At 62.6% G+C, this 26,746-nt stretch carries 32 protein-coding genes and 1 pseudogene; 20 read left to right on the top strand and 13 right to left on the bottom strand.

The genetic code is table 11. From position 1 onward, the window contains the following. Positions 1-36: 36 nt before the first annotated feature. Positions 37-2,778 (top strand): EAL domain-containing protein, encoded by a 2,742-nt coding sequence (locus tag EHH60_RS23265; RefSeq protein ID WP_199751821.1) that lies wholly within the window; start codon positions 37-39, stop codon positions 2,776-2,778. A 17-nt stretch (positions 2,779-2,795) separates the two neighbouring features. On the opposite strand, the gene EHH60_RS23260 is transcribed toward EHH60_RS23265, so the two are convergent. Beyond that, a complete protein-coding gene (locus EHH60_RS23260) occupies positions 2,796-3,080 on the bottom strand; it encodes a hypothetical protein (RefSeq protein ID WP_124161896.1) in 285 nt (94 codons plus the stop codon). A gap of 225 nt (positions 3,081-3,305) precedes the next feature. On the opposite strand from EHH60_RS23260, the gene rocF reads away from it, so the two are divergent. Then, a complete protein-coding gene (gene rocF / locus EHH60_RS23255; protein WP_124161763.1) occupies positions 3,306-4,283 on the top strand; it encodes an arginase in 978 nt (325 codons plus the stop codon). A gap of 153 nt (positions 4,284-4,436) precedes the next feature. Beyond that, the gene (locus EHH60_RS23250) at positions 4,437-4,721 is read left to right on the top strand and encodes a hypothetical protein (protein WP_124161762.1); all 285 of its coding nucleotides are present in this window, start codon (positions 4,437-4,439) and stop codon (positions 4,719-4,721) included. A 2-nt stretch (positions 4,722-4,723) separates the two neighbouring features. On the opposite strand, the gene EHH60_RS23245 is transcribed toward EHH60_RS23250, so the two are convergent. The 6 genes from EHH60_RS23245 to EHH60_RS23220 all read right to left on the bottom strand — a co-directional run bounded on the left by EHH60_RS23245 (position 4,724) and on the right by EHH60_RS23220 (position 9,402). Next, positions 4,724-5,938, bottom strand: coding sequence for a mandelate racemase/muconate lactonizing enzyme family protein (locus EHH60_RS23245; protein WP_124161761.1), 1,215 nt, complete (start codon positions 5,936-5,938; stop codon positions 4,724-4,726). A 147-nt stretch (positions 5,939-6,085) separates the two neighbouring features. Continuing rightward, complete coding sequence (locus tag EHH60_RS23240) at positions 6,086-7,369, bottom strand: NRAMP family divalent metal transporter (RefSeq protein ID WP_124161760.1); 1,284 nt, start codon at positions 7,367-7,369, stop codon at positions 6,086-6,088. A 233-nt stretch (positions 7,370-7,602) separates the two neighbouring features. Continuing rightward, complete coding sequence (locus tag EHH60_RS23235) at positions 7,603-7,788, bottom strand: hypothetical protein (RefSeq protein WP_124161759.1); 186 nt, start codon at positions 7,786-7,788, stop codon at positions 7,603-7,605. A gap of 284 nt (positions 7,789-8,072) precedes the next feature. Continuing rightward, positions 8,073-8,711: a general stress protein gene (locus tag EHH60_RS23230; RefSeq protein WP_124161758.1), complete on the bottom strand. Its 639-nt coding sequence runs from the start codon at positions 8,709-8,711 to the stop codon at positions 8,073-8,075. Positions 8,712-8,723: 12 nt separating this feature from the next. Further along, the gene (locus EHH60_RS23225) at positions 8,724-9,044 is read right to left on the bottom strand and encodes a hypothetical protein (protein ID WP_124161757.1); all 321 of its coding nucleotides are present in this window, start codon (positions 9,042-9,044) and stop codon (positions 8,724-8,726) included. Between the two features lie 160 nt (positions 9,045-9,204). Continuing rightward, a complete protein-coding gene (locus EHH60_RS23220) occupies positions 9,205-9,402 on the bottom strand; it encodes a hypothetical protein (RefSeq protein WP_124161756.1) in 198 nt (65 codons plus the stop codon). Positions 9,403-9,537: 135 nt separating this feature from the next. Between EHH60_RS23220 and EHH60_RS23215 the strand changes: the two genes are divergently transcribed. The 3 genes from EHH60_RS23215 (at position 9,538) to EHH60_RS23205 (ending at position 10,865) form a co-directional block, all read left to right on the top strand. Then, the gene (locus tag EHH60_RS23215) at positions 9,538-9,765 is read left to right on the top strand and encodes a hypothetical protein (protein ID WP_199751815.1); all 228 of its coding nucleotides are present in this window, start codon (positions 9,538-9,540) and stop codon (positions 9,763-9,765) included. Positions 9,766-10,220: 455 nt separating this feature from the next. After that, the gene (locus EHH60_RS23210) at positions 10,221-10,469 is read left to right on the top strand and encodes a hypothetical protein (RefSeq protein WP_124161754.1); all 249 of its coding nucleotides are present in this window, start codon (positions 10,221-10,223) and stop codon (positions 10,467-10,469) included. A gap of 105 nt (positions 10,470-10,574) precedes the next feature. Continuing rightward, positions 10,575-10,865 (top strand): DUF6894 family protein, encoded by a 291-nt coding sequence (locus EHH60_RS23205; protein WP_124161895.1) that lies wholly within the window; start codon positions 10,575-10,577, stop codon positions 10,863-10,865. On the opposite strand, the gene EHH60_RS23200 is transcribed toward EHH60_RS23205, so the two are convergent. Together EHH60_RS23200 and EHH60_RS23195 are read right to left on the bottom strand one after the other, a co-directional pair. Further along, the gene (locus tag EHH60_RS23200; protein ID WP_124161753.1) at positions 10,859-11,086 is read right to left on the bottom strand and encodes a hypothetical protein; all 228 of its coding nucleotides are present in this window, start codon (positions 11,084-11,086) and stop codon (positions 10,859-10,861) included. The two genes, EHH60_RS23205 and EHH60_RS23200, sit on opposite strands and share 7 nt — an antisense overlap. Next, positions 11,083-11,283: a hypothetical protein gene (locus EHH60_RS23195; RefSeq protein ID WP_124161752.1), complete on the bottom strand. Its 201-nt coding sequence runs from the start codon at positions 11,281-11,283 to the stop codon at positions 11,083-11,085. The genes EHH60_RS23200 and EHH60_RS23195 overlap by 4 nt, the downstream gene beginning before the upstream one ends. Positions 11,284-11,616: 333 nt before the next feature. Here EHH60_RS23195 and EHH60_RS37170 point away from each other — a divergent pair, with 333 nt between their 5' ends. The 5 genes from EHH60_RS37170 to EHH60_RS23180 all read left to right on the top strand — a co-directional run bounded on the left by EHH60_RS37170 (position 11,617) and on the right by EHH60_RS23180 (position 15,857). After that, entirely contained in the window at positions 11,617-11,784 is a 168-nt protein-coding gene (locus EHH60_RS37170) for a hypothetical protein (RefSeq protein ID WP_158626759.1), read from the top strand. Between the two features lie 233 nt (positions 11,785-12,017). Beyond that, complete coding sequence (locus EHH60_RS37650) at positions 12,018-12,176, top strand: hypothetical protein (RefSeq protein ID WP_199751897.1); 159 nt, start codon at positions 12,018-12,020, stop codon at positions 12,174-12,176. A gap of 62 nt (positions 12,177-12,238) precedes the next feature. Continuing rightward, complete coding sequence (locus tag EHH60_RS23190; protein WP_124161751.1) at positions 12,239-13,024, top strand: DUF4261 domain-containing protein; 786 nt, start codon at positions 12,239-12,241, stop codon at positions 13,022-13,024. 326 nt (positions 13,025-13,350) lie between these two features. Then, positions 13,351-13,890, top strand: coding sequence for an imm11 family protein (locus EHH60_RS23185; RefSeq protein ID WP_124161750.1), 540 nt, complete (start codon positions 13,351-13,353; stop codon positions 13,888-13,890). A gap of 344 nt (positions 13,891-14,234) precedes the next feature. Continuing rightward, positions 14,235-15,857: an AHH domain-containing protein gene (locus tag EHH60_RS23180; RefSeq protein ID WP_124161749.1), complete on the top strand. Its 1,623-nt coding sequence runs from the start codon at positions 14,235-14,237 to the stop codon at positions 15,855-15,857. 140 nt (positions 15,858-15,997) lie between these two features. Here EHH60_RS23180 and EHH60_RS23175 read toward each other — a convergent pair whose 3' ends face one another. Next, the gene (locus EHH60_RS23175; protein WP_124161748.1) at positions 15,998-17,521 is read right to left on the bottom strand and encodes an FAD-dependent monooxygenase; all 1,524 of its coding nucleotides are present in this window, start codon (positions 17,519-17,521) and stop codon (positions 15,998-16,000) included. Positions 17,522-17,708: 187 nt separating this feature from the next. Next, complete coding sequence (locus tag EHH60_RS23170) at positions 17,709-17,909, bottom strand: hypothetical protein (RefSeq protein WP_124161747.1); 201 nt, start codon at positions 17,907-17,909, stop codon at positions 17,709-17,711. Positions 17,910-18,476: 567 nt separating this feature from the next. Here EHH60_RS23170 and EHH60_RS23165 point away from each other — a divergent pair. The 3 genes from EHH60_RS23165 (at position 18,477) to EHH60_RS23155 (ending at position 19,385) form a co-directional block, all read left to right on the top strand. After that, positions 18,477-18,863 (top strand): hypothetical protein, encoded by a 387-nt coding sequence (locus tag EHH60_RS23165; protein WP_502697420.1) that lies wholly within the window; start codon positions 18,477-18,479, stop codon positions 18,861-18,863. Beyond that, positions 18,853-19,086, top strand: coding sequence for a hypothetical protein (locus EHH60_RS23160; RefSeq protein WP_124161746.1), 234 nt, complete (start codon positions 18,853-18,855; stop codon positions 19,084-19,086). The genes EHH60_RS23165 and EHH60_RS23160 overlap by 11 nt, the downstream gene beginning before the upstream one ends. Before the next feature lie 74 nt (positions 19,087-19,160). Beyond that, entirely contained in the window at positions 19,161-19,385 is a 225-nt protein-coding gene (locus EHH60_RS23155) for a hypothetical protein (protein WP_124161745.1), read from the top strand. Between the two features lie 567 nt (positions 19,386-19,952). On the opposite strand, the gene EHH60_RS23145 is transcribed toward EHH60_RS23155, so the two are convergent. Continuing rightward, positions 19,953-20,414 (bottom strand): hypothetical protein, encoded by a 462-nt coding sequence (locus EHH60_RS23145; protein ID WP_124161744.1) that lies wholly within the window; start codon positions 20,412-20,414, stop codon positions 19,953-19,955. Between the two features lie 153 nt (positions 20,415-20,567). On the opposite strand from EHH60_RS23145, the gene EHH60_RS23140 reads away from it, so the two are divergent. The 6 genes and pseudogenes from EHH60_RS23140 to EHH60_RS23115 all read left to right on the top strand — a co-directional run bounded on the left by EHH60_RS23140 (position 20,568) and on the right by EHH60_RS23115 (position 25,598). Further along, on the top strand, positions 20,568-21,128 hold the full coding sequence (locus EHH60_RS23140) for a M23 family metallopeptidase (protein ID WP_124161743.1): 561 nt from the start codon (positions 20,568-20,570) through the stop codon (positions 21,126-21,128). 272 nt (positions 21,129-21,400) lie between these two features. After that, positions 21,401-21,676, top strand: a pseudogene (locus tag EHH60_RS23135) (phage terminase large subunit); the annotation flags it as partial. A 117-nt stretch (positions 21,677-21,793) separates the two neighbouring features. Then, complete coding sequence (locus tag EHH60_RS23130) at positions 21,794-22,222, top strand: GNAT family N-acetyltransferase (protein WP_124161742.1); 429 nt, start codon at positions 21,794-21,796, stop codon at positions 22,220-22,222. 238 nt (positions 22,223-22,460) lie between these two features. Beyond that, entirely contained in the window at positions 22,461-23,729 is a 1,269-nt protein-coding gene (locus EHH60_RS23125; RefSeq protein ID WP_124161741.1) for a CaiB/BaiF CoA transferase family protein, read from the top strand. Positions 23,730-23,795: 66 nt separating this feature from the next. After that, positions 23,796-25,025 carry an acyl-CoA dehydrogenase family protein gene (locus EHH60_RS23120; protein WP_124161740.1) on the top strand — a complete coding sequence of 410 codons (1,230 nt, stop codon included), beginning with the start codon at positions 23,796-23,798 and terminating at the stop codon, positions 25,023-25,025. A 9-nt stretch (positions 25,026-25,034) separates the two neighbouring features. Next, on the top strand, positions 25,035-25,598 hold the full coding sequence (locus tag EHH60_RS23115; protein WP_124161739.1) for a flavin reductase family protein: 564 nt from the start codon (positions 25,035-25,037) through the stop codon (positions 25,596-25,598). Positions 25,599-25,614: 16 nt separating this feature from the next. Here the strand turns inward: EHH60_RS23115 and EHH60_RS23110 are convergent, their stop codons facing one another. Continuing rightward, the gene (locus tag EHH60_RS23110) at positions 25,615-26,532 is read right to left on the bottom strand and encodes an NAD(P)-dependent oxidoreductase (RefSeq protein WP_199751812.1); all 918 of its coding nucleotides are present in this window, start codon (positions 26,530-26,532) and stop codon (positions 25,615-25,617) included. Positions 26,533-26,746: the final 214 nt, after the last annotated feature.

Genomic DNA, 26,746 nt, shown 5'->3' with positions numbered 1-26,746 from the left:
GGCGCATCTGCCGACGCGGGTGTGCAGGAGGGTGGAGTGAAAGCTTATCGGCCGCATATTCTCGTCGTGATCGCGCTTGCGGTCGTGCTGTCCACGGGATGGCACGGGGCGCTTCGCAACGCGCTCACCGATCTGCGGTTCAAATGGCAATCGCGTGAAGCCAGCGGCAATGTTCTCGTGGTGGCGATTGACGCCCCATCGATCGCGCAGATCGGAGTGTGGCCCTGGCCGCGCCAGTTGCACGCGGAGCTGTTGCGCAAGCTCGAGGCGGCGGGCGCGGGAGACATCGCGATGGATGTCGATTTCAGCACGCCCTCGGATCCGGTTTCGGACGAGGCCTTCCTCAAGGCACTTCGCGACGTCGGCGGTTCGACCATCCTGCCTTCCTTCAAGCAGCCGACGCCGAATGGTGGCGCGGGCCACATCAATCGGCCCCTGAAGCCGTTCAGCAACCACTCATGGCCTGCCGTGGTCAATGTCGCCGTCGAGTCCGACGGACTCGTACGTCGCTATCCGGTCAGCGAGAAGCTCGGCGACGCCTTGATGCCTTCGATGGCGGTTGTGCTGGCGGGACAGGACGCCAATCGACGGCCCCCCTTCCTGATAGATTTCGGTATTCGGGCGGCCTCCATTCCTGCTGTCTCCTATATTGACGTGCTGCGCGGCGATACCGCCGCTCTCGGCAAGCTCAAGGACAAGAAGATCGTCGTCGGTGCTACGGCGCTCGAGCTCGGTGACCGGTTCAGCGTTCCAAACGGCAAGATCATCTCAGGGCCGATCCTCCAAGCGCTGGCCGCTGAATCGATCCTGCAGAACCGGATGCTTCGCTGGACGTCCGATATCGGCATGATCCTGGGCCCGGGCGCAATCTGCCTGCTGATGATGTATTCGTGGCGCCGCTTCGCGCCGGAAATTCGCGTCGCAATCCTGATCGCGGCCGGTGCGGCTGCCGAACTGGTCGCAGCCCTCGTGCAGGCGAGATGGCCCCTCGTCATCGACACATCGCTGTTCCACATCGCGATCGTCGCTTATCTGACCGCAATTGCGCTGGACGAAATCGATTTCCGTGGTCTGCTCGGGCGCATCGCCGAGAGCCGCTTTCATCGCATCGCGATGTCGCTCGGGGACGGGCTCGTCTGCACCGACGAGGATCACCGGATCACGGTTTGGAATCCCGGCGCGAGCGCAATCTTCGGCTACGTGCCGGCCGAGATCATCGGTCGCAAGTTCGAAACGCTGTGCGCTTTGCCGGTGGACGGCGGTGCAAGGCCGTCCATGCACGACGCCGCGCGCCAGGCGCTTTTGGTCCCCGGCGGGGCGGTCGTCGTCGAGTTCGAGGGCCGGCACAAGAACGGGGAAACCTTCCCGGTCGAGGCGAGCTTCTCGGGCTGGCAGGGAACGGACGGCTTTCAATACGGAGCGATCCTGCGCGATATTTCGGTCCGCAAACGTGAAGCTGAACGTATTCGCTACCTGGCAGAACACGACGCGCTGACGGGACTTGCCAACCGGAACATGCTGCATGTGGGCCTCACCGAGCTGATCGGTGCGGCGGAGCGGCGGTCTTCCGGCGTCGCGCTGCTCGTGCTCGGGCTCGACGGATTCCAAGAGGTCAACGACATGCTTGGACATTCCGCCGGCGACCTCGTGCTGCGCGCGGTCGCCGAGCGTCTCCTGCGCGAAGTCGATGGTCAGGCGATCGTCGCACGGCTCAGCGGCGACGAATTCGCCATCGCGATCGATTGCGCGGAAGCCGGCGAGCCGATCGCAGCGTTTGCCGAGCGGATCGCGCATGCGTTTGAAACGCCGCTCGCAACGGGCACGCGCCAGCACCGAGTCGGGATCAGCGTCGGCGTTGCCGTCTTTCCGGAAGGCGGGCAAGAGGCTGACGATCTCCTGAGCAACGGCCATCTGGCGCTGAGCCGCGCGAAGGCGACGCGGCGCGGCAGCCATGTGATCTTCGAAAGTGCGATCAGGCAGGAGCTCGAGAACCGGCTGATGCTGGAGAGCGAGCTGGCGCTTGCCGCGGACCGCGGCGAGTTCGAACTATTCTACCAGCCGCAGGTTCGTCTGATCGACGGCAGTCTGGTCGGGGCGGAAGCGCTCATCCGCTGGCGACATCCGGTGCGCGGCTACGTCTCGCCCGGAGAGTTCATGCCGGTGGTCAACACTTCGGCCCTGTCCGAGCGGATCGCGAACTGGGTGATGGAGACCGCCTGCCGCCAGGCGCGAGCCTGGGAATTGTCCGGTAACAACGTGCGCGTCGCGATCAACCTCTCGCCCTCGCAGCTTCAATCCGGCGACCTCGCGCATTCCGTTGCAGCACTGCTCGAAGCGACGGGCCTGACGCCATCGCTTCTCGAAATGGAAGTCACCGAAGACATCCTGCTTCAGGATGAACGCCGCGTGCTCGCCATCTTCAAGCGAATTCAGGAGCTCGGCGTTCGTGTCCTGTTCGATGATTTCGGCACCGGCTATGCGAGCCTGAGCTATCTCAAGAAGTTTCCGCTCGACGGGCTCAAGATCGACCGGTCATTCGTATTCGGTCTCCTCACGAATTCCGATGACGCTGCAATCGTCGGCTCGACCATCGGACTCAGCAAGCAGCTCGGTCTCACGGTCGTGGCTGAAGGCATCGAGAACCGCGCAACTGCCGACTTCCTGGTCAGCATGGGATGCGAGGAAGGGCAGGGATATTTCTTCGGCCGTCCAATGCCTGCCGAAGCATTCGAAAAGCAGTTCCTGGCGGCTGAGCTCGACGCTGTCAGCGCTGCCTGAACAGGGCGGCTTCGCTTCTACCGCCGGCGCGCGACCGCCACGCCAAAGAGAAAAGCCACGAACAGGCTCGCAAGCGGTGCTTCGCGTGTGATCGCCGCGACTGTCGCGAGAGCTCCGCCAGGCTTTCGCGATTCCTCGATTGTTGAGGTCAGGCGGTCGACAGCTGCATGCAGTCCTCCGGCAACTTCACCGATCGTGCGGGAGACGTCCGCCGCCGTATCGATGGCACGCTCGGCCACACCGGGTTGGGAAGTGGATTGCGGTATCTCCGTGCTCAAGGACGTGACCTCCGGGCCTGACATGGAGGCCGACACCTTTGGCTATCCGCGCGAGCGCTCGTTTTGAACAGCGGGTCTAGCGACCTTTGGCTATCCGCGACAGGCGCCGTGGTGCCGGCCTTGGATGGGGCAATTCAGCGCACGGAATTTTGTTCCGGACGATATGTCGGTCGCTGTGAGCTCCCCGGGAAACGACGGGTGCGAATCTCTGTTAGGCTGGGGTGGCCTTGCTGAAGTCAGGAGACGGCCGTGACCGATCGGACCATGACGGATCGAGCCCGGCGCATCGCTTTGCTCGGTGCTCCCATCGACATGGGGGCTTCGCAGCGCGGCACTTTGATGGGCCCTGCGGCACTGCGCACTGCCGGCCTTGCGACATTGCTCGAAAGCTTGGATTTCGAGGTGGTCGACTATGGCGATCTTTCCGTAGCCGAAGTCCGAGACCTCACCGACAGGCCGCCCGAAAATGCCAATCACTACCGCGAGATCCAGCGCTGGACGCGCGTCCTGAGCCGCAGAGGCTATGAGATCGCGACAACTGGCGCGCTGCCGATCTTCCTCGGCGGCGATCACACGCTGTCGATGGGGTCGGTCAATGCGATGGCGCGTCATTGGCAGGAATGTGGACGCGAACTCTTCGTGCTCTGGCTCGATGCCCATGCCGATTACAACACGCCGGAGACGACGATCACCGCGAACATGCACGGCATGTCAGCCGCCTTCTTGTGCGGCGAGCCCGGCCTCGACGGCCTGCTCGGCGACGATCCGCGCGCTTCGATCGACCCGGACAGGCTGGACCTGTTCGGCGCGCGTTCGATCGACAAGCTCGAAAAGGAGTTGATGCGCTTGCGTCGGATCAGGATCGTCGACATGCGCCAGATCGACGAGTTCGGCGTCGCCGTCATGATCCGGCGCGTCATCGAGCGGGTCAAGGCGAGCAATGGCGTGCTGCATGTCAGCTTCGATGTCGATTTCCTCGATCCCTGCGTGGCGCCGGGCGTCGGTACCACCGTGCCGGGTGGTGCCACCTATCGCGAGGCGCACCTGATCATGGAGCTGTTGCACGATTCCGGCATGGTAGGATCGGTCGATATCGTTGAGCTCAATCCCTTCCTGGATGAACGTGGTCGGACGGCGCGTGCTGCAGTCGAGCTGATCGGCAGCCTATTCGGCCAGCAGATCGCCGATCGGCCGACGCCGAGCAACGCGATCGCTCCGGGTGAGTGAAACGGCAAACGACGTTCGTGCGCCGAAGGCAGCTGGGATTCGGCTGCAACAGCAGAGTTGACCACCGTTGGCCTGGAACTTGCTTGATGGGGCGGGGAACCGGGTGGGGCGCGATTGAGTTAACCTGTGACAGGGAAAAGAGCGGATCCATCGATGACAAGTGGTCGTTTCGCAAAGTCTATCTCCACCGCACTGCGCCATCCCGGCGTGATCGCGCTGATCGTCGCGGGGGTGACGATTGCGGCTATGCTGATCGTCGACCACGGACCCTGGAGCCGCGCCAAGACCCAGCCGGCCCATCTTGCGATGTATGCGACGACGGGAGAAGCGGCACGGGCTGCTGGCGCCGTGGTGCTCCCGACCAAACCGAAGTCGCCGATCGAGCCGGCGCGGCCGGGGCCCAAGACATCCCCGACCGTCAATCCCGTGACGCCATAGCCTCAGCCCCTTCGGCCGTAATTGAGGAGCCCGCCGCTCGTCTTCGGCGGATGCGCGCGCAAGGCTTCCTCATTCGGCTCGGTGCCCCAGCCGGGCCGGTCCGGAACGATCAGATGGCCGTCGCGAAGCTCCGGCTCATGCGTGAACAGCTCGCGGTCCCAGGACAGACGATCGATGTCGATCTCCATGATGCGCAGGTTCGGCACCGCGGCGCAGAAATGCGCGTTCATCATCGAGCAGAGATGGCCGTAGAAATTGTGCGGGGCGACGTTGACCTCGAAAGCTTCCGCAGCGCTCGCGATCTTCATCGATTGCCAGACGCCGTTCCAGGGCGTGTCGATGATCGCGACGTCCATGGCCTGTGCGTGGAAATAGGGCAGGAATTCGCGCAAGGAGAGCAGTGTCTCGCAGGATGAGATCGGATGCGGACTCTGCCTGCGGATATAGCCGAGTGCCTCCGGATTGAAGCTGTCGATTTCGACCCAGAACATGTCGATGTCGGCAATGGTGCGCAGGATCTTCAGATAGCCTTCGGTCTTGGCGTTGAAATTGCAATCGAGCAGGATGTCGACGTCGGGGCCTGCACCGTCGCGGATCGCTTCCAGATGCATATGCAGGTCGCGCAGGATCTTGCGGTCGACGTTGATCTCGGGAGCGAAAGGCGAGCCGAAGCCGGGGCGCCAGCCGGTCGGCTTGCCGTCGTCATAGGAAAAGATGTTGGTCTTGAGCGCGGTGAACTTCCTCTCGCGCACCTCGCGCCCCATGGCCTTGACGCCGTCGAGACTTTCGATCGGCGGCTTGTACCAGGATGGGTGATTGATGCGCCAAGTGGCGCAATGCGACCAGTAGACCCTAATACGGTCGCGGATCTTTCCGCCGAGCAGCTCGTAGCAGGGGACGCCGAGAGACTTCGCCTTGGCATCGAGCAGAGCATTCTCGATCGCACCGAGGGCCTGCGCCACCACGCCGCCGGCCGCGGGGCGCGTTGCCGCGAACAGCTCCGCAAAGATACGCTCGTGCTGGAAGACGTTCTGCCCGATGACACGGGCCGACAGGCGCTGGATGGCAGCGCCGACGCCGGGCGAGCCAAAACCCTCGTCGAATTCGCTCCAGCCGACGATGCCGTCTTCGGTCGTCAGCTTGACGAAATGATAGTTTCTCCAGCCGGCGTCGCAGGCAAGAATCTCGATGCTTGTTGTTTTTGATGATTTGGTCATGTCGCTCCCTGTCGCCCGGCCGGTGCTCTTTTGTGACCCGATCTCAGGCCGGGCCCTGACCGCATTGTTAGGCCAAGCGCGGACCGCCGTGAAGGGCGCAGCGATGCGGCCGGGGAGCGCGTCCCGGCGGTGCTTTCGGCGGTCCCGTCAGCCGATCACCGAGGAGACGAGCAGGGCGAGCACGGCCAGCGCCATCAGCGCGGTGCCGAGCCAGCCCAGCGCGATCAGCCAGGAGCGGGCCCTGAAGCGGCCCATGATGGTGCTGCTCGAGACGATCAGCATCATCATCGCCATGATGGGGACGGCGACGATGCCGTTGAGCACCGCACTCCACACCAGCATGTGGATCGAGTCGATGCCGGTGAAGCCGAGGCCGAAGCCGATCAGGGTCGCCGCCGCGATGATGGTATAGAAGCCGACCGCTTCGTCCGGCTTGGCCTCCAGCGTGGCACGCCAGCCGAAGATCTCCGCAACGCCATAAGCGGCCGACCCCGCCAGCACCGGGATGGCGAGCAGGCCCGTGCCGATGATGCCGATCGCAAACAGGGCGAAGGTGAAATCCCCGGCGAGCGGCCGCAGCGCTTCGGCCGCTTCGGTGGCCGAATTGATGTTGGTGATGCCGTTGGCATGCAGGACCGACGCCGTGGTGAGGATGATGAAGAAGGCGATGCCGTTGGACAGCAGCATGCCGGAGATGGTGTCGGCCCTGATGCGCGCGAGCTCCGGACTGCCGCCGCTCTTGAGCTCGCGAAGCGGCTTGTCGCGCTTGCCCTGGTTCATCTCCTCCACCTCCTGCGAGGCCTGCCAGAAGAACAGATAAGGGCTGATGGTGGTGCCGAGCACGGCGACCACCATCATGAAATAATCCCCGCTGACATTCGCCTTCGGCCACACCGCCGCGAGCAGCGCCGTGCTCCAGGGAATCTCGACGGTGAAGGCGGTCGCGACATAGGCGAACAGCGCCAGCGTGAGGAATTTCAGGACGGGCGAATAGCGGCGGTAGGGCAGGAACACCTGGAGCAGGGTGGAGCCCGCCGCGAAGATCAGCGCATGTTCGTGGTTGAGGCCGCCGATGACGAGCGAAAGCGCCTCGGCCATCGCGGCGATGTCGGCGGCGATGTTGAACGTGTTTGCGGCCACCAGCATGCCGACGAGGCCCAGCACCGCCCAGCGCGGCGCGATCTGCGTGACGTTGGCGGCGAGCCCCTTGCCGGTGACGCGGCCGATCTGCGCGCTGACGAGCTGGATCGCGATCATGAACGGCGTGGTCAGGAATACGGTCCACAGCAGACCGTAGCCGAATTGCGCGCCGGCCTGCGAATAGGTGGCGATGCCCGACGGATCGTCGTCGGCAGCCCCGGTGACGAGGCCCGGCCCCAATTTTTGCAGCAGCGTCGGCGCGGATTTCGTCGGGCTGGCGCTGTCGCGCATGAAGGGGACCTCGAACGGGTGCAGGCGTCTTCTTGGCAATACGAATGGGCAAACATAAGTTCCCGTCGACAGGGCGGCAATTCGTTTCTGATAATGCTAAGCCCGCTTGATCCGTCGGGCAAAACAGGAGTAGATTGGCATCATCCCGCAAGTCCCGACCTCGGCGCCGTCCGCGACGCTTCGCGGACGCTGGCGGGCCGTGGATGCCGGGATGAAGGTGTTGCGCCCGCGACCTACTTCACACTGACGAACATGCCCCAGGCGGCGGCCAGCGCGGCGCCGGTGAAGAGGACCACCGGATTGTCGCAGAACGTGCCACCATACCTGCACACGTCCGCTCCGAACTGGCCGAGCTCATGACGGCTCGCCGAATAGAACAGTCCCGACAGTCCCATCAACGCAGCAGCGACGTAGTACATCGACGAATCTCCCGGCTTGCCCCGTCCAGGCGACATGTCCCAGCATGACGCGAAGAGATTTCACTTCGCCCAATCCGCTTTGCTGCATTTAAGATAAAGTTTGACGTGTCGGGCAAAACACCGGCAAGATGACACCATCAGCGGGCGCCGGCGTCGCGATGATGACCGGCGTCCGACATCAACGTCCGACATCAACGTTCGACATCAAAAAAGGCCCCGCATCGCGGAGCCTTTGTCGTGTCGGGGCTTTGGCTCGTGGCCTTGTCGGCGCGGCGCCTGGCGGCCTATCGCCGCGTGCCGACGCCGTACAGCTCGCGCTCGCGGCCGATATCCTCCGGAGACAGCGGCGGGCTTGCGGCGTCGAAGTCGCTCCAGCCGGATTTCTGCCACGCGGCGCTGCGCTCCCCAAGGTTCACGGAGTTCTCGTGCAGAAGCGCATCGAGGCGTGCGCGGTCCTGGTCGGGCACCCTCGCGGACACCAGCGTGCCGCCGCGGCGGACGCCCTCCGCATAGCGCGATGCATCCTCCCTGGAGACGCCTGCCTCGGTCAGGGCGCCGACGATGCCGCCGGTGGCGGCGCCGGCTGCGGCGCCGACGGCGGTCGAGGCGAGCCATCCTGCCGCGACCACCGGGCCGAGGCCGGGGATGGCCAGCAGGCCGAGGCCGGCGAGCAGGCCTGCCGCGCCGCCAAGCCCGGCGCCGATGCCGGCGCCCGTTCCGGCGCCTTCGGCGCGGTCGTCGACGCCGTCGCGGTCACGGTCGACCTTGCCGCCGGCCTTGCCGCGCGAGGTGCCGTACCAATTGTCCGAATTGTTGGCGACGATGCTGATGTCGGAGTGCGGCACGCCGGCGCTCTCCAGCCGCGTCACGGCCCGCTCGGCGTCGGCATAGTTGTCGTACAGGCGAGAAATGGTGGTCGTCATGTCTGGATCTCCTTACTTGGCGGGGTTGACATTGCCCTGGAAGTCGACGCTGACGTCGGTCTTGCTGCCGGCCTTGTCGGCCTTGCCGCGCCAGACGCCCTCGTTGTCCTTCTGCAGGCCGGAGACGTTGGAATAGCCCGCGTCCTCGATCCGCGATTTCGCCTGGCCCTCGGTGAAGCTGTTGCGGCCGGCGACCGGTGCGTTGGAGTTGTTTTGGTCGGAGCTGTTGACGGCGTTGTTTCCCGGCCCGCTTTGCGCCGGCTGCGATTGGGCGCCTGCAGGCGCCGAGCCCAGCAGCAACAAGGTTGCGGCCAGCAGAGTTAGACGTGACATGCTTTGTCCTCCAGCAAGTGAATGTGCCGGCGACAACAAGTCAGATTCGAATTGGTTGCTTTCGTTGTGAACGAGTTTGCTGCGGCTCTTTTGTCGCGGCAGCGTTGGGCGAGCTGCGCAGGTCGCTCGTCGGCCGCAGGGGCATTCGTTCCGACGCCTGCTACTTCGAAGGCTGCACAGCTTCGCGTTGACCGTTGGCGGGCTCCCAGGGCGCTGGAAGGACCACGCGAATGGGGCGAGCTTCGGCGGAGCTCTGAACGGCGGGCGCAGCCTGATCCCTGACCGGCTCGGCCTGTGCAACGGCCACCAGTGCAACCAGCATCGCCAGAGAAGTCGTCGCAAGCCGCACGTCCAGCATCGGAGCCTCCTGTTTTGCGTTGCCCACCAACGCGGCCCGTGGGAGTTGGTTCGGCTGCATGACCGGGAACAAGTGGTAATTTGTGATGTTTGTAGAAGACAGGCCTGGATGACCCGGCCGCTGGAGGAGGACACGATGAACATCAAAGCAATTGTTGCCGCTGCCGTGCTGACGTCAGTTGCGGCTCCGGCGTTCGCGCAATCGTTCTACGTGGTGCAGGACGTCAAGACCAAGAAGTGCACCATCACGGAGTCGAAGCCGACGACCACGGAAACGACGGTGGTGAGTGGTGATACCGTCTACAAGACCAGGGCGGAAGCCGAGGCTGGAATGAAGACCGTCAAGGTCTGCACCACGCACTAAGAGAACGAGACCTGTTCTTTTGCCTCGGGCCGTTCCGGCTGAGGCAGGAAGGCGCTGTGGAGCGCCGCGGGCTCCGGCGCCTTCCGGCACGGGCCCGGTTCAGGCAATCGATCGATGAAAGCCCGCGCGGAGCAATCCGTCGCGGGCTTTCATTCTGAGGGCGCAAACCGCTGTATTCTCGGGCTGCGACCGGACAGCCACGCAAGGCCGCGATGGAAGCAGGCGGGGCCGTGCGGATGACCTCACGAAACACGCCTGAAACCCTGAAACATTCCGGAAACCCGATTGTCCTGAACTGCTCGGCTCCGGGCTCCGACGAATTGAGCGAACAGGAGAGACAATCATGATCCAGATCGGTTCGAAGGAAGAAGTCGCGTTCCTGCTGGCGCTGTTCGGCACCCATACCCAGCCGGTCAAGCGGCCGAAGCCGAAATCGCAGCAAAGGTGAGAGAACCATGCCCGGCCTGGCCGAATGCCGGAGCCTGTTGCGGCTCCTGATCGCCAGGGGCGATCCCAAGGCCATTCCGCTCGCCAAGGGCGCCATCGATGAGTTCCTGAATACGGCGCCGGCAAGCGCCCGCGGGCGCGGCCTGCGCGTGCTCCAGCGCGACGCCCTCGACCAGCACGATGCCGCGGTGGGCGTGCAGCGCTCGTTCGCCGAGACGGTGGACGCCTATATCGAGCGCAAGCTCGCGGAGGAGTAAGGGGTGAGCGGCCAGGCGCAGTCAGAGCGCGTGCGTTCCCCGAACCCCCCTTGATCCCGAGGGAATTTGTTCGTCCGTTTGAAACCTTTGCTCGCGCCTCGACCTATTACGGCAAAGGATGCGGCCACGCCCCGATACTACTTCGACCTTCGAGACGACACGGGAGTTGCGCTGGACGAGGAGGGGCTGGAATTGTCCGGCCCGCGCGCGGTTCAGGCCGAGGCCGCCAAGTCGGTTGCCGACATGGCGCGCGATGCGGTGCTCTCTGCGCCGCTCACCGGCGGCCGGCAGGAGATGGCGATCGACGTTCGCGACGCCGGCGGTCCCGTCATGCAGGTGACCTTCTGCTTCGAGATCGAGAGCTTCACGTCGCGATCCCACTCACGCGATCATTGACGCGTCAGCATGGGGCGGGACGGCTCGGCCAGCGGCGGCCGGGACTGCTCGGACTCCAGCACGGCGACCTTTCGGCCGAGCTGCCAGACCTCGACCTTGCCGAGCCGGGTGAACTGCTTCGCAAACACCAGGGCGGAGGAATCGGACGGGGCTTCAAACGCCTCGGCGGAGCGGAAGACGCCGTTCTCGCCGACGAGATAAGCGCGATATTGCTGCATCATGTCGGCGCCCTCAGGCCGGGCGAGCGCAGCCAGGCCTCGATCTGCATGGCGGTCTCGTCCTGCCGCGCCTGGCGCAGCAGCATCTCGCGGCGATGCCCCGGCGCCAGCCTGCGCGCTTCCGCGCGGCAGCGGGCGGCTTCGTCCGCGAGTCTTTCGTTCAGGGTCGTGGTCTGTTTGAAACGACGCCGCTTCAGCATGGCGCTACTCCCTCGTTCGAGTTGGGCGGGAGCGCAACTGGCGTTCTCATCACCGATGAATGCCAAGTACCTTGCGGTGATGGATCGACCCTACGCTGCTTGCGGCGGAGAGTCTGTATCATTTGGTATGTCCCGCAGATTAAATTTTCGGGTGCAAGTTCAGCCGTTTGAGCCACTTACTCATTTTGCGTGCGTCGCGATATCCAGGTTCATTGTTGAACCAAAGCGACGTCCGGTGGTTGGCAAGCCATCACCGGCCAAGGCTTTGTCCGTAGGCGCCGGTGGCTGAGAGACCGATCGCGCTCCCGCCTGCCAAAGCGAAGGGAGCCCGAGATGCGGGTCTATCGGCCGTTGCCTGCCGAGCACGAGCAGGCTGAACACATGCTGCGGATCGTGCGCGAATGCCGCGAGCTGTTGAAGCAACCACCACCCGATACGTTTCTTGGGCGCAAGACGCAGGAGGTGCCGCGGAAGGAGGAGACGGATGGCGATCGCGGGTGAAGAGTGCTGTGTAATGTCTGCGCCGTCCGGCCACTCGCCTCGGCTTCCCGCATTGACCTGACACCGAGATCCCTCCTGCGCTCGCTCGACGCGAGCGCAGGACGTCGATTGATAATGTTCTGTTTGCTCTAAGTAGCTTTTGGTTTGACCTGTGGGCAAAGTACTGAAGCATCGGTCTCGTCCTGGAATTTTCTGCGGGGCAGTCGATGAGTCACGCGCCCCGGCGTGGTGACATGGAGCCTCTCGACCGACCCGACGGCTTGGAATCTACCGGCGAGTTTCTGTTCAAGGACATCGTGCTACTCGGCGTCTGCGTCGTGCTGCTGCTGGCCTCGCCGCCGAAGGTGTTGGCGCACGGTGTATTGACAATGTTCTTATTTTGTTCTAGCTAACTGAAGGGTCAATCTCTGGGCGAGACAGTACGTTTCTCCTCAGGCGTTCCGCGGGGCAGTTCATGAGTACGTCATTTCTCTCGTTTATCCTGTTGGACAGCCCCGTCACGCCCGACATGTCTGTCGTCGCCAAGATCCTTCGCGCGCGACATCCGGACTTGATGACGGAGCCGAACGATCCTGGCGAGCGACAGGTCAAAGCAAGCTCGCCGCTCCTTCGCTGCGGCAACCAGCTTGTTGCCGTCATGCCGATGCCGTCCCCGATACCGGACGATGCCGGTCTGTGGGCGCGCGCTGCCACGGTCTGGCCGGAGGGCAAGGCGGTGGCCGCCCGGCATCGCGGTCACCTGGTCGTCTCGGCGCTGGGAAAAAACGAGAGGCCTCTCGTCGCCGCGCGCGTCACCACCGCGGTGATCGGCGCGTTGATCGCCGCCATGCCGGAATGTTGCGGCGTGGTGTGGGCCGGCCGGGTGGCGCGGCCGCCCGGCCTTTGGCAGGAAGAGTCGAGCCGCTCCTTTGCACCGTTTCCCGGCTATCCGTTTACACTGTGGGTCGACATTCTTCCCTTTCAGTCGGATCGGAAGATCGGCGCCATCACTGTCGGGTTGTCCACCTTCGTGGGACGCGAGATCGAGTTTGAGACCGCCAAGCTGACCCTGCCCGTACTGATAGACAAGGTGGCAGGACTTTCCGTGTATCTGATTGAGCATGGAAACGTGGTGAAGGACGGCGACACGATCGGTGCAAGCAAAACCGAGCGGATCGCGGTTCAGTATCGGAATTCCCAAGTCTACAGTGGGGTGCCCGTGTTTTCATGTACGGATGACGTCGCAGACTCTCTTCAATGAAACTGCTCTGAATTTGCATTCCCCTTGGTGTGCCTCCCAGCCCATCAATTGACACGTCGGGCAAAACACTGGCAGAATGGCATCATCGAAAGAGTTTAGGATCGAGCCCGCGGGATTCCGCGGGCTTTATTGTTTGGCGCCAGGCGTTGTGAGGCGTTGTGAGTCACGAAGAAGCAATTTCTGCTGCGAGAACGCTGAGAACGATGAGCGGTGCGAACGGAGAGATCATCCATGGCTACGTCCTCTGATGGAAGCCGAAAGAGAAAAGCGCCAAGGCTCTATCGTATCAAACTGAATTTCAGGATTGGCGGGCGCCCGGGTGGGAATTGGAGAATCTTGCCGCCTTGGGCGTCGGCTGCGTGCTCATATCGCCGAGAGGCGAGCGAAGCTTCCCTGCGCTATCCGAAACGCCAAGGCTGCTGATCGACAAATCGCTTGGTCGGCCGCCAGTTGATTGGGAGATGTTTCACGGTTTTTGGCTCGTATCCGATCGGATGAAGGGCGTTCTCGAGGCCGTCGATCGAGCGGGGGTAGCGTTTCTGAGGTGCGAAACGCGGTCGCTGAAAGGAGGTGCGCCCGTTTATTGGCTTTGCGATGTCGTACGCCGGCTCGACGTCATCGACGAAGAAAAGTCAATCGTCGAAGTCCTGGACGATGGAACAGCTTACAGGCGATATGATAATATGACGAACTCCCGCTATGTCTTCCGAGAAGAGGCAATCGGTTCGGCTCATATTTTCCGGCCACGCTTCTTGGAGCATTGGATTATTTGTGATCAGGCAATGAAGGACGCCTGTAAGGCTGCCGGTGTCAGAGGCATGAGATTCGGCTATGCCTACGGCAATTACAAAGACCTTCATCGCTAGTTTCGTTGAGATTCGTAGCGATCTGACTTGCCCTTCTTTGGCTCGTCTCAAGATCGCTCTCTTGCCCAAGACATTTGCGCGACACCAGCAAAGGGGCGGATGCCCCTGTTACCTTGCAGTAATGCGGAGCGCTGCCGCCGTTATCCCAACCTAAACGCAACGACCCTGTAGGCGCCCGTATCGATCGGCGATGCCGCTTCGGCAGCCGCATGAATATCTAGTTTAGCGCGCGTAACGAGGCCGGCCTTTCGCTGCTGGCCATCCACCAAGCATTTCAGATCAGACCAGCCGGCTGCGATCACCAGCAGCTCGAATGCCGGCCTGCGTCAGAAAGTAGCCGTCGCATGTTTCAAGATCATCATGTTTTGCCACAGCAATTTGCAGGTCACCCGGTTATCCGGCTCTTGGGAAAACGATTTAATATCGATGGGATTCGAAATTTGGTGACGTTGCCGTCCAGACAGAATCTGGCGACGGAGCTTGGTTCGAGCCCGCATACGGGGGGACATCTCGGGACGTATCACAATGGATTTTCCGATTATCTTGACAATCTCGAGGTGTCTCCAAAGTACGACCTTGCTAGTGCGGGCGATCAGCGTGCGTTGGACGAGATGGCGTCTGATGTGAACGGCTTTGTAGCCGCTGCCAAGTACGCGGTAGCAAATGGTCATCTGCTTCCCAATACTCCAAAGGGACTAACGACTGAGGAAGGAAATGGTGAGAACCGCAAATGGTTCTCAAACCACGGGACATACGCAGCGGACCAAGCAGAGCAAATCCGGCAGATGCAGGAAACGGTCGATCAACTGCACGATGCCGGTTTGCGAGATGCGGCCTTGGCTTATCCGCTCTTGTCGCCGACAAGTGATCTCAGTATGCCCGAGAGGATCGAAATATTAAGACGCTTTGGGAAAGGCAACCCAATTTCGCTGCAATTCACGGGTGTCGGCCCTATCCCTGATCTGCCGGGACTCGTTCCCTCTCTGATCGACACTCGATTGAGAGGCCTCTCTCCACCCGCTCCGTCGGACCTAAACAAGAACGAAGGATTCACGCGGAGTGATCCACGATTCATCGGCGGTCTGCCACCGTTTTCAGCGCCAAGTCCAAATGAACAAACGCTCGGTCAGTTGCCTCCGACAACGGCGGCACCAATAGACCCGCTGGTGCTCCAATCCGATCCGATCACCGGAATCACGAATCCTTACTACGATAATCCGTTGGCGGGGGGCACACCTGTGGTGCGCAATGCACTTCCTTGGCTGACTGGAGGGGTCGCGGCCGCCGTAGCTGCTCCCTTAGTTCCCGGCTGGCTGCTTGCTCTAGGGACCATCTTCACCGGTACGCGCCTCGCCAATGCGCAGGAAGGTAGTTCCGGCACGACGATGGGGGCTGCTACTCCTGGCGGAGGAGTGTTGTCGACGGGAGCGCCTGCGCACAAAACATCGAACAATGGACTCAGCGTTGACAGCGCGGCTAACACCAGGGGCGTTTTGGCACCGTTGACTCCTAGCCCGCCGCTGGGCGGAGCTTCCCCGTTTGATCCAGAGGCGCCCGCTGGCACTTCTGCAGATCGCTTCGGGGAGTGGGCCACCACGCGAGCGGGCTCCATGCCCGCAAAAGATCTCCCGGTCGCGCCCGCATCTGCCGCAGGATCAGTCGCGCCCGAAGATGTCCGGCGTCTCGCCCGTGTGAATGAGACGAACGCGGGCAACGTGTTCACGACTGGCAGTGCGCCAGTCCCGTATCTGCCGTCTACCGAATTTAACGCGCGGTTTGGAAGTTGGATCGTCCCGGCCGCTGGCGGCCAGCAGCCGCAACCGAGCAATCCGATCGGCGTGCTTGCAGACGAGCCGAGCTACCTCATTCCTCCACCGATCTTCGGAGTGGATGGCCCTGTCAATCCACACAACGACGGTGAAGAATGGTTCTCGCGCTGGATACGGCCGTTACTTCGGTCCGAATGACCTTTTGGGATGGAACGAGCGGCGTCATTTGACACGTCGGGCAAAACACTGTCAGAATCGGATCATCGAAGAATTCGGAACAAGCCCGCGGATCTGCCGCGGGCTTGCTTTATTTTGACGTCGCATAAGACGTTCGTACTCTACGCATCCCCCGGCCCGAACCACCTCGTCAACGCCTCCGCAAGTCCGGAGTTGCTCTCGTCGCCCACCCAAGCCACATGGCCATCGGGCCGCACCAGCACGGCGCTCGGTGCGGCGACCGCTCCGATGGCCGGAAGCAGCCACGGGCCGTCGTAATCGGCATCGACGATTTGCAAACGTTCCGCCCAGGGCGTGATGTCGATGCCGCCCGGCTTGCCGAAATTGAGCAGCACGCCGCGCGCGTCGTGCAGCAGCGTGAACAATTTTAGCGGCCGCCCGTCGACCATAAGATCGAGATCAGGCATGCGGCGTCCGAGCAGCGCGTGGCCTTCGCCGAGATCGTAAGCAATGTCGAGCCCGCTCATCATCGCGCCAAGGCGCTGTCGCGGCTCGTCCATGGCGAGCAGCTCGGCGATCACCTCGCGCGCGGCCTTGCGGCCGTCGTCGCCGCGGCGGAGCAGGGCGATCTGCGCCATGGTGTTTTTCAAGACGCGCGCGGCCACGGGATGGCGCTCGCTGTGATAGCTGTCGAGCAGGCTCTCGGGCGAGATGCGCTTGACCACCTGCGCCAGCTTCCAGCCGAGATTGACCGCGTCCTGCACACCGAGGTTGAGGCCCTGGCCGCCGACGGAATGATGAATGTGCGCGGCATCGCCGGCCAGCAGCACGCGGCCCCTGCGATAGGAGGCGGCCTGCCGCGCCGCATCGGTGAAGCGGGAGATCCAGGCGGGATTGTTGACGCCGAAATCGGTGCCGTACACGGCTTTGAGCGCCGCGCTGAGATCGTTTAAAGACGGCTCGCCAGTGTGCGCGAGATTGGTCTCGGTCAGCACGACCAGCACGCGCCCGCTTTCGGTCTTGCTGAGGCCGTGGAAGCCGAGCGCGTCGTGACGCAGGCCGAATTCCGGCGCCTCGCGCATCTCGACCTCGGCCATGAGATTGCTGAGCGTAGGTTCCGAGCCGGGGAAATCGATGCCGGCGCGCTTGCGCACCAGGCTGCGGCCGCCGTCGCAGCCGACGAGATAAAGCGCGCGCAGGCGCTCGCCGCCGGACAGCATGACCTCGACGCCGCTCTCGTCTTCGGCAAAGCCCGTCACCTCGCGGCTCCGGTAGATCGGCACCGCGAGCTCGGAGGCCCATTCGGCGAGCAGGCGCTCGATGTGGTTCTGCCGCAGCGCGAGGCCGTAAGGATGGCGGGTGGGGAGATCGCCGATGTCGAGCCTGGTCCAGGCGAAACCGGCGAGCTGGGTGATCTGCCCTTCGCGCAGGAAGCGATCAGCGATGCCGCGCTGATCGAGGATCTCGATCGTGCGGGCATGCAGTCCGCCGGCGCGCGTTTCGACGATGTCCTGGCTTGCGCGTCGCTCGACGATGGCGACGTCGACATGCGCGAGCGCGAGCTCGGCGGCCAGCATCAAGCCGGTCGGGCCGGCGCCGCCGACGACGACTTCATGGCCGGTGGCTGCTGCGCGTTCTGCTCGCGTTCGGTCGTGCGACCGGGACGTCGGAAGCGATACAGGCATGTCGTGACCCCTCGACTGGTTGTTCAGGCCGAGGGGTCTTACGCGATCGCCGGGGGCTTGAAGCAAGTCCCTTGCGCACCACATATCGAGGTGGGAGATGAGGCTCTCGCCTGTTCGGTGCGTTGACACGTCGGGCAAAACACCGGCACAATGGCATCATCGAGATGCGCGCAGCTTGTGCCGCGGGCTAATCGTCCTTCGCCAAATCGCCGGGTTGTGTGGGCAGATCGATGCTGCCGCCCTCGCCATGCGCGAGATCGCGGCCATCGTCCGCCGTCTCGTTGGCGTCTTCGACGATCACATGCTGGGTGGGGCGTTCCTCGTTGATGCGCGACGCCGACTTCGGAAGATGCCGCGATGTTCCGGGTGAGGCGGTCTTGACTGTCATGGCCGGTCGCTCCTGATTGTCCAACGCGGCTTGCGCGAATTCGTTCGATTGACACGTCGGGCAAAACACTGGCACAATGGCATCATCGAAACGAGTTTGAGTTGATGCCCGCGCGGGAAGCAATCCGCGGCGGGCTTTTTCAATTCGGCGGAGGCTTTAACACGTCGGGCAAAACACCGGCATAATGTCATCATCGAGACGAGCTTGGTTCACCCGCGCGGGACGAAATCCGCCGCGGGTTTTTTCGTCTCGATGTCGCAATCGGACGGCGGCGGCGCATTGCGGCCACGCACTCGCTTGATAACGCGTTGAGAGAGCGCCGATCGGCGCGCCGTCGTCCGAACCATTGCTGGCCGTGCACGCGCGAACGTGCCGGCCCGCGGCGCCGGGCTTGTTGCCCGCGCCGCTGCGGTCTCCGGGATCGGAGATAGGGTTCGCGCCCGAAACGATCGCGCCTTGCCGCGCGATCTGCCGCGCATTTCTTTTATAGGGAGAGACGATGACCGCCTATCTGATATCGCTGGCCGTCGCGGGCCTAGTTGCCATCGTGCTGTGGGAGACGTTCGCGTGAGCGAGGACATCATCGAAGGTGAGCTTGAGCCTACGCCGGTCCGGTTGCCCGCGCGCGGGAAGACGTCGCGGGCGCGCGCCTTGACCGAGATCCGCTCGCTCGCACGCAGCCACACCCGAACGGCCATCAGAGTGCTCGTCGGAATCATGCGCAGCGAGGATGTGACGCCAGCGGCACGCGTCTCGGCGGCCAACGCCATCCTCGATCGCGGCTGGGGCAAGGCCGCACAGCCGGTCGAGAACGGCCAGGACGGCATGCTGGAATTGATTCACCGGATCGAGCGCATCATCGTGCATCCGCCGAGCTCGAGTGGCGGTGATGCCGTCACGACGCTCGAGACAGCGAAGATGCCGATCTGCAATCGCGCCTCGATTGAGCGTTGACCCGTCGGGCAAAACACTGGCAGAATGGCATCATCGACAGAAGTTGGTGTTGCCCGCGCGGATGCAATCCGGCGCGGGTTTTTCGTTTGGTGCCTTCGGCCAATTCCTGATCTACTTGCCGGCCCGGCTTGGGCACAGCGCATGGTCGCTGCAAGAACGGCTCTTTCATGAAATTCTGCACATCCACGACCTTGAATTGTTGAAATCCTTTCGGATTCAATGAGGCCGTCCGACTTTTCAGGAGGGGGCAATGTCGACGAGGGAGAACCGGGGCCACCGCGATCGTAGCTGCATGCGTTGTCGGACTATTCGACAGACGAGGAACGGGTGCTGGGGGAGAGGCCGATTGCGCCGACCAAGGACGGCGGCAACAAGCGCACGATCGACGTGCGCGAGGTGATCAATGGCCTGGTGGATGTGCCGAGCGCCGGTTGGAGCGCCGGCAGGATCATTATCTACCCCTGCTCGGATGGCATCTGTGCTTCTCACAATCAGCCCGCGGAGCGCAGTCATGGACACTGAGCAACTCGTGGAGGCGATCCCAGTGATCAATAATTTCTCGACGGTCGCATCTATCGCATGCGTGCTTCCAACATACTTTCTTCGTCTTCAGCGACTTATGGGCTCGTCCTGTCGTTTGGCATTGTCTTCGCTCTTTCGACGTTGGTGGCTGGAATAGCAACGGTCCTTTGGCCGCCTCCGCATCAGTTTGCCCGATGGATTGTTCTCTATCAGGTCGTTGTCTTTTCGCCGCCCGTTTTCGTCCTCGTTACGATACTTGCTTGCATCAGGCGCGTAACCCGGTTCGGCTTATGGAGCACGGTAGTCCTGGCTTGCGTTATCCTCGACTGGCTTGGAATTTCCGGGCTCATCCTGGCCCTTTCGTAGGGGCCTCCCATCCGAGTTAAGCCGCACGTCTGACAAGAGATCAAGGGACCATCATGCCCACCAAGCCCCCGTCATATAGCAAGGACAATCTAACTCTGGTGAGAAAGATGACGTCTCCGATCGCCGCTGCGGCGGCGAGGTACGGAGTACCCGCCGAAGCGATCGCTGGCGCTTTGGCTCAAGAGCTATGACATGACCACGTCAGCTCTTCTTCTTGGAGTCGCTATACGTCCGTTGCATCTCGTCCGGACAATAGGCCATGGGGCCTCCGGGGCGCCTAAATTTGCCGTCTTGGGTCTCGCGCACAAAGATCGTCTTCTCGTCGATTTTCTTCAGGAGAAAGACCTCTTTGTAGGAACGTTCTCCTCTCTCGGCAGAATGGCACACGACGTCGAGCTTGATGCTGCCGGGAGCGGTATCCGATAGCTTGGTGATCTTGCAGCCCTCTTCGCCACCCGAGATGAAGTTGGAGCTCCAATCGATCTGTGCGTCGCCATACTCTCCGCATCTCGCATCGAAGCTGGAGCCGGGCTGTGCATAGGTGCCGTTCTTTGGGCGCCATTTGCCGGCGGTGCTCTTGGGGCCTTCTTGCGCGTGGAGAGACAGGCCGACGCATGGCAACGAAAGCACGGCAAGCGTCGACACTAAGGTGATGCGCTTCATCCGATTCCGTTTCACGAAGCCGATCCTCCAGAGAATTTGGTGCTGATCTGTACCAGGGTATCAACTAAGAATAGTGGCCAACCACAGGTTGGACGAGTGGCTGCTTACGTAGCCCTGTTCAGCCACAATCAATTCGATCACGCGGAGATCTGTATGTCCTGGGAAGACGCGCTACGTCGAATGTTGCCGCCGACCGATGGTTTTCAGCCGCACACCTCCAGCCCATATGGTGCGATCCGGAACGTCGGCACATCGCTACATCGTGGCGTGGATGCGAACTATAACGTCGGTCCAAACGGACAACAGAGGGTCAATCTGAGGCATCCCGCCTTGCGGTCTCCAGTCGATGGCATCGTGACGAATGCCGGCGAAGGATCTGCAGGTCGAATAGCGATCAGGGACGCCGATGGCGTCTCACACGAACTGCTGCACACACACAGGCAATATGTCAGCATCGGCGATCGGGTTGTCGCTGGGCAGATGGTCGGTACGATGGGCAACATGGGAGTGCGCGAGAAATACGTGGAGAGTGGTGATCATCATCTTCATTATCAATTGATCGATGCCGCCGGGCGGCGTCTGAACCCACAGGAATATTGGGATCAACGCGAACTGCCGGCCCCGAGCCCGCCCGTTTACGTTCCGGAGCATCAACGATATCTTCAAGACGCGCTCTCATCCCTGCGACCCGACCTGAAGATATGCGGATTTTGAGGCGGATGCCTGCCGGAAAGTCGGATCGATCCGCGTTCAACTCGAATGATCCCGTACCGGTACCCGCTATTCCGCCTGATGCTTCGTTTCCGTCTTCGCCACAATCCGGCTTCGAAGGACGGTACGGAAAATGGCCGTCTCCTTCCGGAGGCGGTGTCTTTGCTGGCTTCAATCAAGTGCCGCAGCGACAATCCGACACCCCGGACAACGAAGACTGGTCCGCGATGTGGCGCAGGCGCACTGGCCTGCCCTGAGGCGAGCGAGCGCAGCCATTGTCCATCCTGAAAATTCCGACCGCAAAAATCTTCGAGCCGCTGCTGAAGCCTGCGCGCTACAAGGGTGTTTATGGCGGACGCGGCTCGGGAAAATCGCATTTCTTCGGCGAGCTCCTGGTCGAGACCTGCCAGGCCGAGCGCGGCACGCTCGCGGTCTGCATTCGCGAGGCGCAGCGCACGTTGGCGCAATCGTCCAAGCGTCTGATCGAAGGCAAGATCGCAAGCCTTCGCCTCGGGCACGGCTTCAAGCTGTTCAGCGACAAGATTGCCACGGGTCTCATGGGGGCCGTCTGGCTCGGTGTCAAGGTCGTGCTGGGCAAGTGAGCCTTCACGGCGGCGGTGACGTCGCTGCGCGCCCGATTCAGGTCTTTGCCGCAATGAGCCACTCCGATGTACAGAATTCGTATCGTCGATGCGTCCGATGATGACGTTGCCGACACCTTAGCCGATCTGCATCAGCTCACGTTCTTCGATGCCGCGGCTATGCCCAAGTTCGACCGTGGCGCGTGGTGGCTGGCTTATCACGGTGATGACGCGGTCGCCTTCGCTGGCGTTGCACCGTCGACGCACGTTCGAAATGGCGGCTATTTCTCCAGGGTCGGGGTCTTGCAGCGGCATTGGGGGCGCGGCCTTCAGCGCAGGCTTATGCGCGTCGTCGAGGCGCAGGGACGGCGTGTGGGATGGCAGAGCATCGTTTCCGATACGACGGACAATCCGATATCTGCCAATAATTTCATCCAGGCGGGCTATCGGCTCTATGAACCCGAATTGCCCTGGGCTTGGTCGCATACGCTTTACTGGCGAAAGTGGCTCCGCTGAGAGAATGGAACGGGGTTTCCCGTGATGCGGAACATGGCAGCGTCGAACAAGCGGCGCGAGACCTCGCGCAGCCCAATGCCTGGAATGTCGAAGGGCCCGACAGCCTGATGGCTGCCGGGCCCTTTTGCGTATTCAGGCAATGCGGGTGAGGCACTTGCGAAGTCGGCGGCGCCGGGCTTTAAGTTTGCTCTTGCTGGAAATTCGGCGGCCATAAGCCGATATAAGGGGAGCGCTATCGATGCCCACCAAGCCTCAATTGCCGGTGCGTTCGTCGCGAGGGACGAGAGGGCCGGCTGCGCTCGATGGTCTGCTGGTCGTCGATTTCACGCGCGTGGTCGCCGGCCCGGCCTGCACCCAGACGCTCGCCGATTATGGAGCGCACGTCATCAAGATCGAGAATCCCGACGGCGGCGACGATACGCGGGCCTATGAGCATGCCGAGATTGGCGGCGAAAGCGCCGCCTATCTCAGCCTGAACCGCAACAAGCGCGGCATTGCGCTCGACCTTACCGTGCCGGAGGCTCGAGAGATCGCGCTGGATCTGATCCGCAAGGCGGATGTGGTCGTGGAGAATTTTTCGAGCGGGGTGATGAAGAAGTTCCGGCTCGACTATGAGTCGGTCGCGCCGCTCAATCCGCGGCTGGTCTATTGCTCGATCTCCGCTTACGGACGCAGCGGACCGTTTGCCTCGCGTCCCGGCTTCGACCCCATCACGCAGGCGGAAAGCGGTTTCATGTCGCTCAACGGATTTGCCGACGGCCCGGCGGTCCGTACCGGCCCGCCCATCGTGGACATGGCGACGGGGATGTCCGCCTGCAATGCCATCCTGCTGGCGCTGCTGGCGCGCGACCGGCTCGGCCGCGGGCAACATGTCGAAGTCGCCCTGTTCGACATTGCGATGGGGATGACCGGTTTCTACGGCATGGCCTATCTTATCAACGGCGAAAACCCCGGCCGGTTCGGCAATTCGCCCAGCGGGTCACCCACGGTCGGGGTCTATGAGGCCTCTGACGGACCGCTCTACATGGCCTGCGCCAACGACCGGCTCTACCGCCGGCTCGTGGTCGAGGTGCTGAATCGGCCCGATCTCATCACCGATCCGCAGTTTGCCACGCGCAAAGCCCGTTCGGAGAACAAGGAGCTGTTGCGGGTAGCGATTGCAGAGGTCTTTGCTAGCGATACTCTCGAGAACTGGATGGCGAAGATGAAGCTGGCCAATATACCCGTCGGCTATCTCCGCACGGTCGAGGAGGGGTTCAATGCGCCCGAGGCTCGCGAGCGCCGTCGCTTGAACCGGATTCCGCATCCGACGGCGGAATGGGTGCCCAACATCGAGCCACCGATTACCATGAGCCTGACCGGCGCGATCGATCCCGTTGCGGCGCCTCTATTGGGCCAGCATACGAAGCAGGTCCTGCATGATACGCTCGGTTACGACGAACGTCGCATCACCCAATTTGCCGAGAAGGGTGCCTTTGGCTCGACCAAGCCTCCGACGCCAGCTTGAGGACATTGCCTTGGCTTGATTTAGCGAAGGTCTCGCCGCATAAATGCGTGAAAGCGAGGGACACGAATGGCGTTCCGTCAGGAGCCGCGCATGACTCAGTCCGCCGGACAGCAAGACGGCGGAGAGGTCTATGCGGCCATGATTGCGAAGGCTCGGACGCTCCTGCCGCGACTACGCGAGCGCGCCGCGCGGACGGAGGAACTGCGGCGTCTTCCGCCGGAGACCGAAAAGGATCTCCATGACGCCGGCCTGTTCCGGATGCTCCAACCGGCCCGGATCGGCGGCGCTGAGCTCGACTATGTCGCCCTGGTCGATTGCGCCGAGCTGCTCGGGCAGGCGGATGCGTCGGTAGCCTGGAATCTTGCCAATCTGGCGAGCCATCACTGGATGCTCGGCATGTTCGAGCAAAGGGCACAGGATCTGGTCTGGGGCCATGATCCGGACGCGCTGATCGCATCCTCGTTCATTTTTCCCGCCGGACGCGCCACGCGGGTCGAGGGCGGATACCGGCTGCACGGCAGCTGGCCATTCTCCTCGGGCGTTGCTTCCTGCGAATGGAATATGCTTGCAAGCGTGGTCTACTCCGACGACGAGGCGGACGGCATCGAGTATCGAATCTTTTTGCTGCCGAAAGGCGATTACAAGGTGCTGGACACCTGGAATGTCGCAGGATTGCGCGGGACCGGCTCGTGCGACGTGGAAGTCAGGGACGCCTTCGTGGCCGACCATATGACGGTCGCCGTCGGTGAGCTTGCTGGTGGCCCGACACCCGGAAGCGAGGTCAATCCGAATCCGTTGTATGCGCTCCCCGTGTTCTCGCTGTTCCCTTACGTCCTCTCCGGTGTCGCGCTGGGGAATGCGCAAGCGTGCCTCGATGATTACACAGAGGTCGCGCGTCATCGTATTTCAACCTACAACCGCGCCAAGCTGAGCGATTTTCAAAGCACTCAGATCAAAATCGCGGAGGCCTCGGCGAAGATCGACGCCGCCCGCCTGATCATGCGTTCGGCCTGCCTCGATGCCATGGAGGACGCACGGTGCGCCCGGGTTCCTGACATGGCGACCAAGACCAGATATCGGCGCGACGGATCTTTCTCAGTAAACTTGTGCACGGACGCGGTCTCGATGCTGTTTGCCGCAAGCGGTGCGCGCGGTCTGTTCACGAGCGGCGTGTTGCAGCGGCAGTTCCGCGATGCGCACGCGATCAACTCGCATCTCGCGTTCAACTTCGATGCAGCCGGGACCAACTATGGACGGGTGGCGCTCGGCCTGCCGTCCGAGAATCTCACGCTGTGAGGTCGGCCGATGAATGATCTGCCGAAGCAGCCCCGCGCTCCCGATCCCGCCAACGAGTTCGCGAGCGACAACTCGCAGATCGATCCTCGCGACTTTCGCAACGCGCTCGGTACCTATGCTACGGGCGTGACGATCATCACGGCGGCAGCGCCTGACGGCAAGCCCTACGGACTGACATGCAATTCGTTCGCGTCGGTCTCGCTGAATCCACCGCTGGTTCTATGGAGCCTGGTCGTCTATTCCTCGAGTCTGACCATCTTTCAGAACGCCAGCCATTTCACCGTCAACGTCCTTGGCGCTTCGCAGCAGGCGCTTGCGAACAAGTTCGCAAAATCGTCGGACGACAAGTTCGCGGGCGTGGACTGGACCCCCGGCCTCGGCAATGCGCCGGTGCTCGCCGAGAGCGTCGCCAACTTTCAGTGCCGCTCCGTGAATCGCTACTATGGCGGCGACCACGTGATCTTTCTCGGTGCGGTCGAGGCCTACACCTACAATGCGAGGGAGCCGCTGCTCTTCGCGCGAGGGGCGTTCGGCCGCTTCATGACCGACGATGGACGCAAGAAGACGCCGTAGCGCGCGTCAGGTCGCCCTAGACGGTCTGGCGCTCTGGAGCTGAAAGCTTGTAGATCTCCAGCGCGTCCGCTTCCGCACCTCGCGCGGCCTTCGCCAGCCTGAAAAGTTGTCCGGCAAGCGAGGCCATTGGCACCGGCGTCGACGTCGCCTGCGCCACATCGGCGACCGTATCGAGGTCCTTGAGCATCGTGGCGATGTGACCGAGCGGCGGGCTGTGAATGCCCTGGACCATCCGCGGCACGAACAGCTGAAGCGGAATGGAATCCGCAAAGCCGCCGGCGAGCGCTTCGGGCAACCGGTTGGCGTCAATTCCGGCGTTCACGGCAAGGCGCGTTGCTTCCGCGAGGACGGCCATCGCGCATCCGACGATCACCTGGTTACACAGCTTTGTGGTCTGGCCGGCGCCGACCGGGCCCATATGCGTGAACCTGCGCGCCATGGCCAGCACATAGGGCCGCACCCTCTCGATGTCGCCAGCTTCTCCGCCCGCCATGATGGCGAGCGTGCCTTCCTCGGCGCCCTTCGTGCCGCCAGACACCGGCGCATCGATCCAGCCTGCACCGTTCGCGTCTTTCAGTCGCGTTGCGAGATCGCGCGCCGCGTCGGGATGTATCGACGAGAAGTCGACGACAAGCTTGCCTGCGCCGGGCGCCGCTGCCAGACCTTCGGGACCGAAGATCACTTCCTCGACCGCCGCCGCATCGGTCACGCACATGAAGACGATATCCGAGTTCACCAGGAGATCACGAGGCGTGACCGCGGGCTTGGCGCCGGCCTCGGCGAGCGGCGCCACCTTGCTCTCCGAGCGGTTCCAGACAGCGACCTGATAGCCGGCCTTGAGCAGGCGTAGGGTCATCGGCGTACCCATGAGTCCAAGGCCGAGATAACCGAGCCTTTCGGTGCATTGCGGGTTTGCCTTGCTCTCGTCAGCCATAGGTTGCCTCCTTCGGTCGCATTGTGGCGCCGCTTTACCATACATTGCGCATCTGACGTCAAAACCACCCGGCTTGCATGGCTTGCCTGATTGTTTGAACCATGAAACATTTGAGGCGGTCGGGTTGGGGGCGCCGGTCGGCGCCGGAGCAGCGGAGTGGGCACGATGCGAACCGTTTCGAAATGGATCCTGGCGTTGGGGGCGGCAGCAGCCG

Origin of the sequence: Bradyrhizobium sp. RP6, from assembly GCF_003837805.1 — a bacterium.
Taxonomy (GTDB): Bacteria; Pseudomonadota; Alphaproteobacteria; order Rhizobiales; family Xanthobacteraceae; genus Bradyrhizobium.
This window is presented reverse-complemented; position numbering and strand designations above follow the sequence as displayed.

Bases quoted from the DNA above. Each gene is read 5' to 3' on its own strand.
- EHH60_RS23250 (WP_124161762.1), top strand. From the start codon at position 4,437: ATGACAAGTGGTCGTTTCGCAAAGTCTATCTCCACCGCACTGCGCCAT.
- EHH60_RS23125 (WP_124161741.1), top strand. From the start codon at position 22,461: ATGCCCACCAAGCCTCAATTGCCGGTGCGTTCGTCGCGAGGGACGAGA.
- EHH60_RS23225 (WP_124161757.1), bottom strand. From the start codon at position 9,044: ATGTCACGTCTAACTCTGCTGGCCGCAACCTTGTTGCTGCTGGGCTCG.
- EHH60_RS23115 (WP_124161739.1), top strand. From the start codon at position 25,035: ATGAATGATCTGCCGAAGCAGCCCCGCGCTCCCGATCCCGCCAACGAG.
- EHH60_RS23130 (WP_124161742.1), top strand. From the start codon at position 21,794: ATGTACAGAATTCGTATCGTCGATGCGTCCGATGATGACGTTGCCGAC.
- EHH60_RS23240 (WP_124161760.1), bottom strand. From the start codon at position 7,369: ATGCGCGACAGCGCCAGCCCGACGAAATCCGCGCCGACGCTGCTGCAA.
- EHH60_RS23180 (WP_124161749.1), top strand. From the start codon at position 14,235: ATGTTTCAAGATCATCATGTTTTGCCACAGCAATTTGCAGGTCACCCG.
- EHH60_RS23170 (WP_124161747.1), bottom strand. From the start codon at position 17,909: ATGACAGTCAAGACCGCCTCACCCGGAACATCGCGGCATCTTCCGAAG.
- EHH60_RS23140 (WP_124161743.1), top strand. From the start codon at position 20,568: ATGTCCTGGGAAGACGCGCTACGTCGAATGTTGCCGCCGACCGATGGT.
- EHH60_RS23110 (WP_199751812.1), bottom strand. From the start codon at position 26,532: ATGGCTGACGAGAGCAAGGCAAACCCGCAATGCACCGAAAGGCTCGGT.
- EHH60_RS23235 (WP_124161759.1), bottom strand. From the start codon at position 7,788: ATGTACTACGTCGCTGCTGCGTTGATGGGACTGTCGGGACTGTTCTAT.
- EHH60_RS23190 (WP_124161751.1), top strand. From the start codon at position 12,239: ATGAGTACGTCATTTCTCTCGTTTATCCTGTTGGACAGCCCCGTCACG.
- EHH60_RS23120 (WP_124161740.1), top strand. From the start codon at position 23,796: ATGGCGTTCCGTCAGGAGCCGCGCATGACTCAGTCCGCCGGACAGCAA.
- EHH60_RS23215 (WP_199751815.1), top strand. From the start codon at position 9,538: ATGAACATCAAAGCAATTGTTGCCGCTGCCGTGCTGACGTCAGTTGCG.
- EHH60_RS23210 (WP_124161754.1), top strand. From the start codon at position 10,221: ATGCCCGGCCTGGCCGAATGCCGGAGCCTGTTGCGGCTCCTGATCGCC.
- EHH60_RS23200 (WP_124161753.1), bottom strand. From the start codon at position 11,086: ATGATGCAGCAATATCGCGCTTATCTCGTCGGCGAGAACGGCGTCTTC.
- EHH60_RS23195 (WP_124161752.1), bottom strand. From the start codon at position 11,283: ATGCTGAAGCGGCGTCGTTTCAAACAGACCACGACCCTGAACGAAAGA.
- EHH60_RS23220 (WP_124161756.1), bottom strand. From the start codon at position 9,402: ATGCTGGACGTGCGGCTTGCGACGACTTCTCTGGCGATGCTGGTTGCA.
- EHH60_RS23230 (WP_124161758.1), bottom strand. From the start codon at position 8,711: ATGACGACCACCATTTCTCGCCTGTACGACAACTATGCCGACGCCGAG.
- EHH60_RS23145 (WP_124161744.1), bottom strand. From the start codon at position 20,414: ATGAAGCGCATCACCTTAGTGTCGACGCTTGCCGTGCTTTCGTTGCCA.
- EHH60_RS23175 (WP_124161748.1), bottom strand. From the start codon at position 17,521: ATGCCTGTATCGCTTCCGACGTCCCGGTCGCACGACCGAACGCGAGCA.
- EHH60_RS37650 (WP_199751897.1), top strand. From the start codon at position 12,018: ATGGAGCCTCTCGACCGACCCGACGGCTTGGAATCTACCGGCGAGTTT.
- EHH60_RS23245 (WP_124161761.1), bottom strand. From the start codon at position 5,938: ATGACCAAATCATCAAAAACAACAAGCATCGAGATTCTTGCCTGCGAC.
- EHH60_RS37170 (WP_158626759.1), top strand. From the start codon at position 11,617: ATGCGGGTCTATCGGCCGTTGCCTGCCGAGCACGAGCAGGCTGAACAC.
- EHH60_RS23260 (WP_124161896.1), bottom strand. From the start codon at position 3,080: ATGTCAGGCCCGGAGGTCACGTCCTTGAGCACGGAGATACCGCAATCC.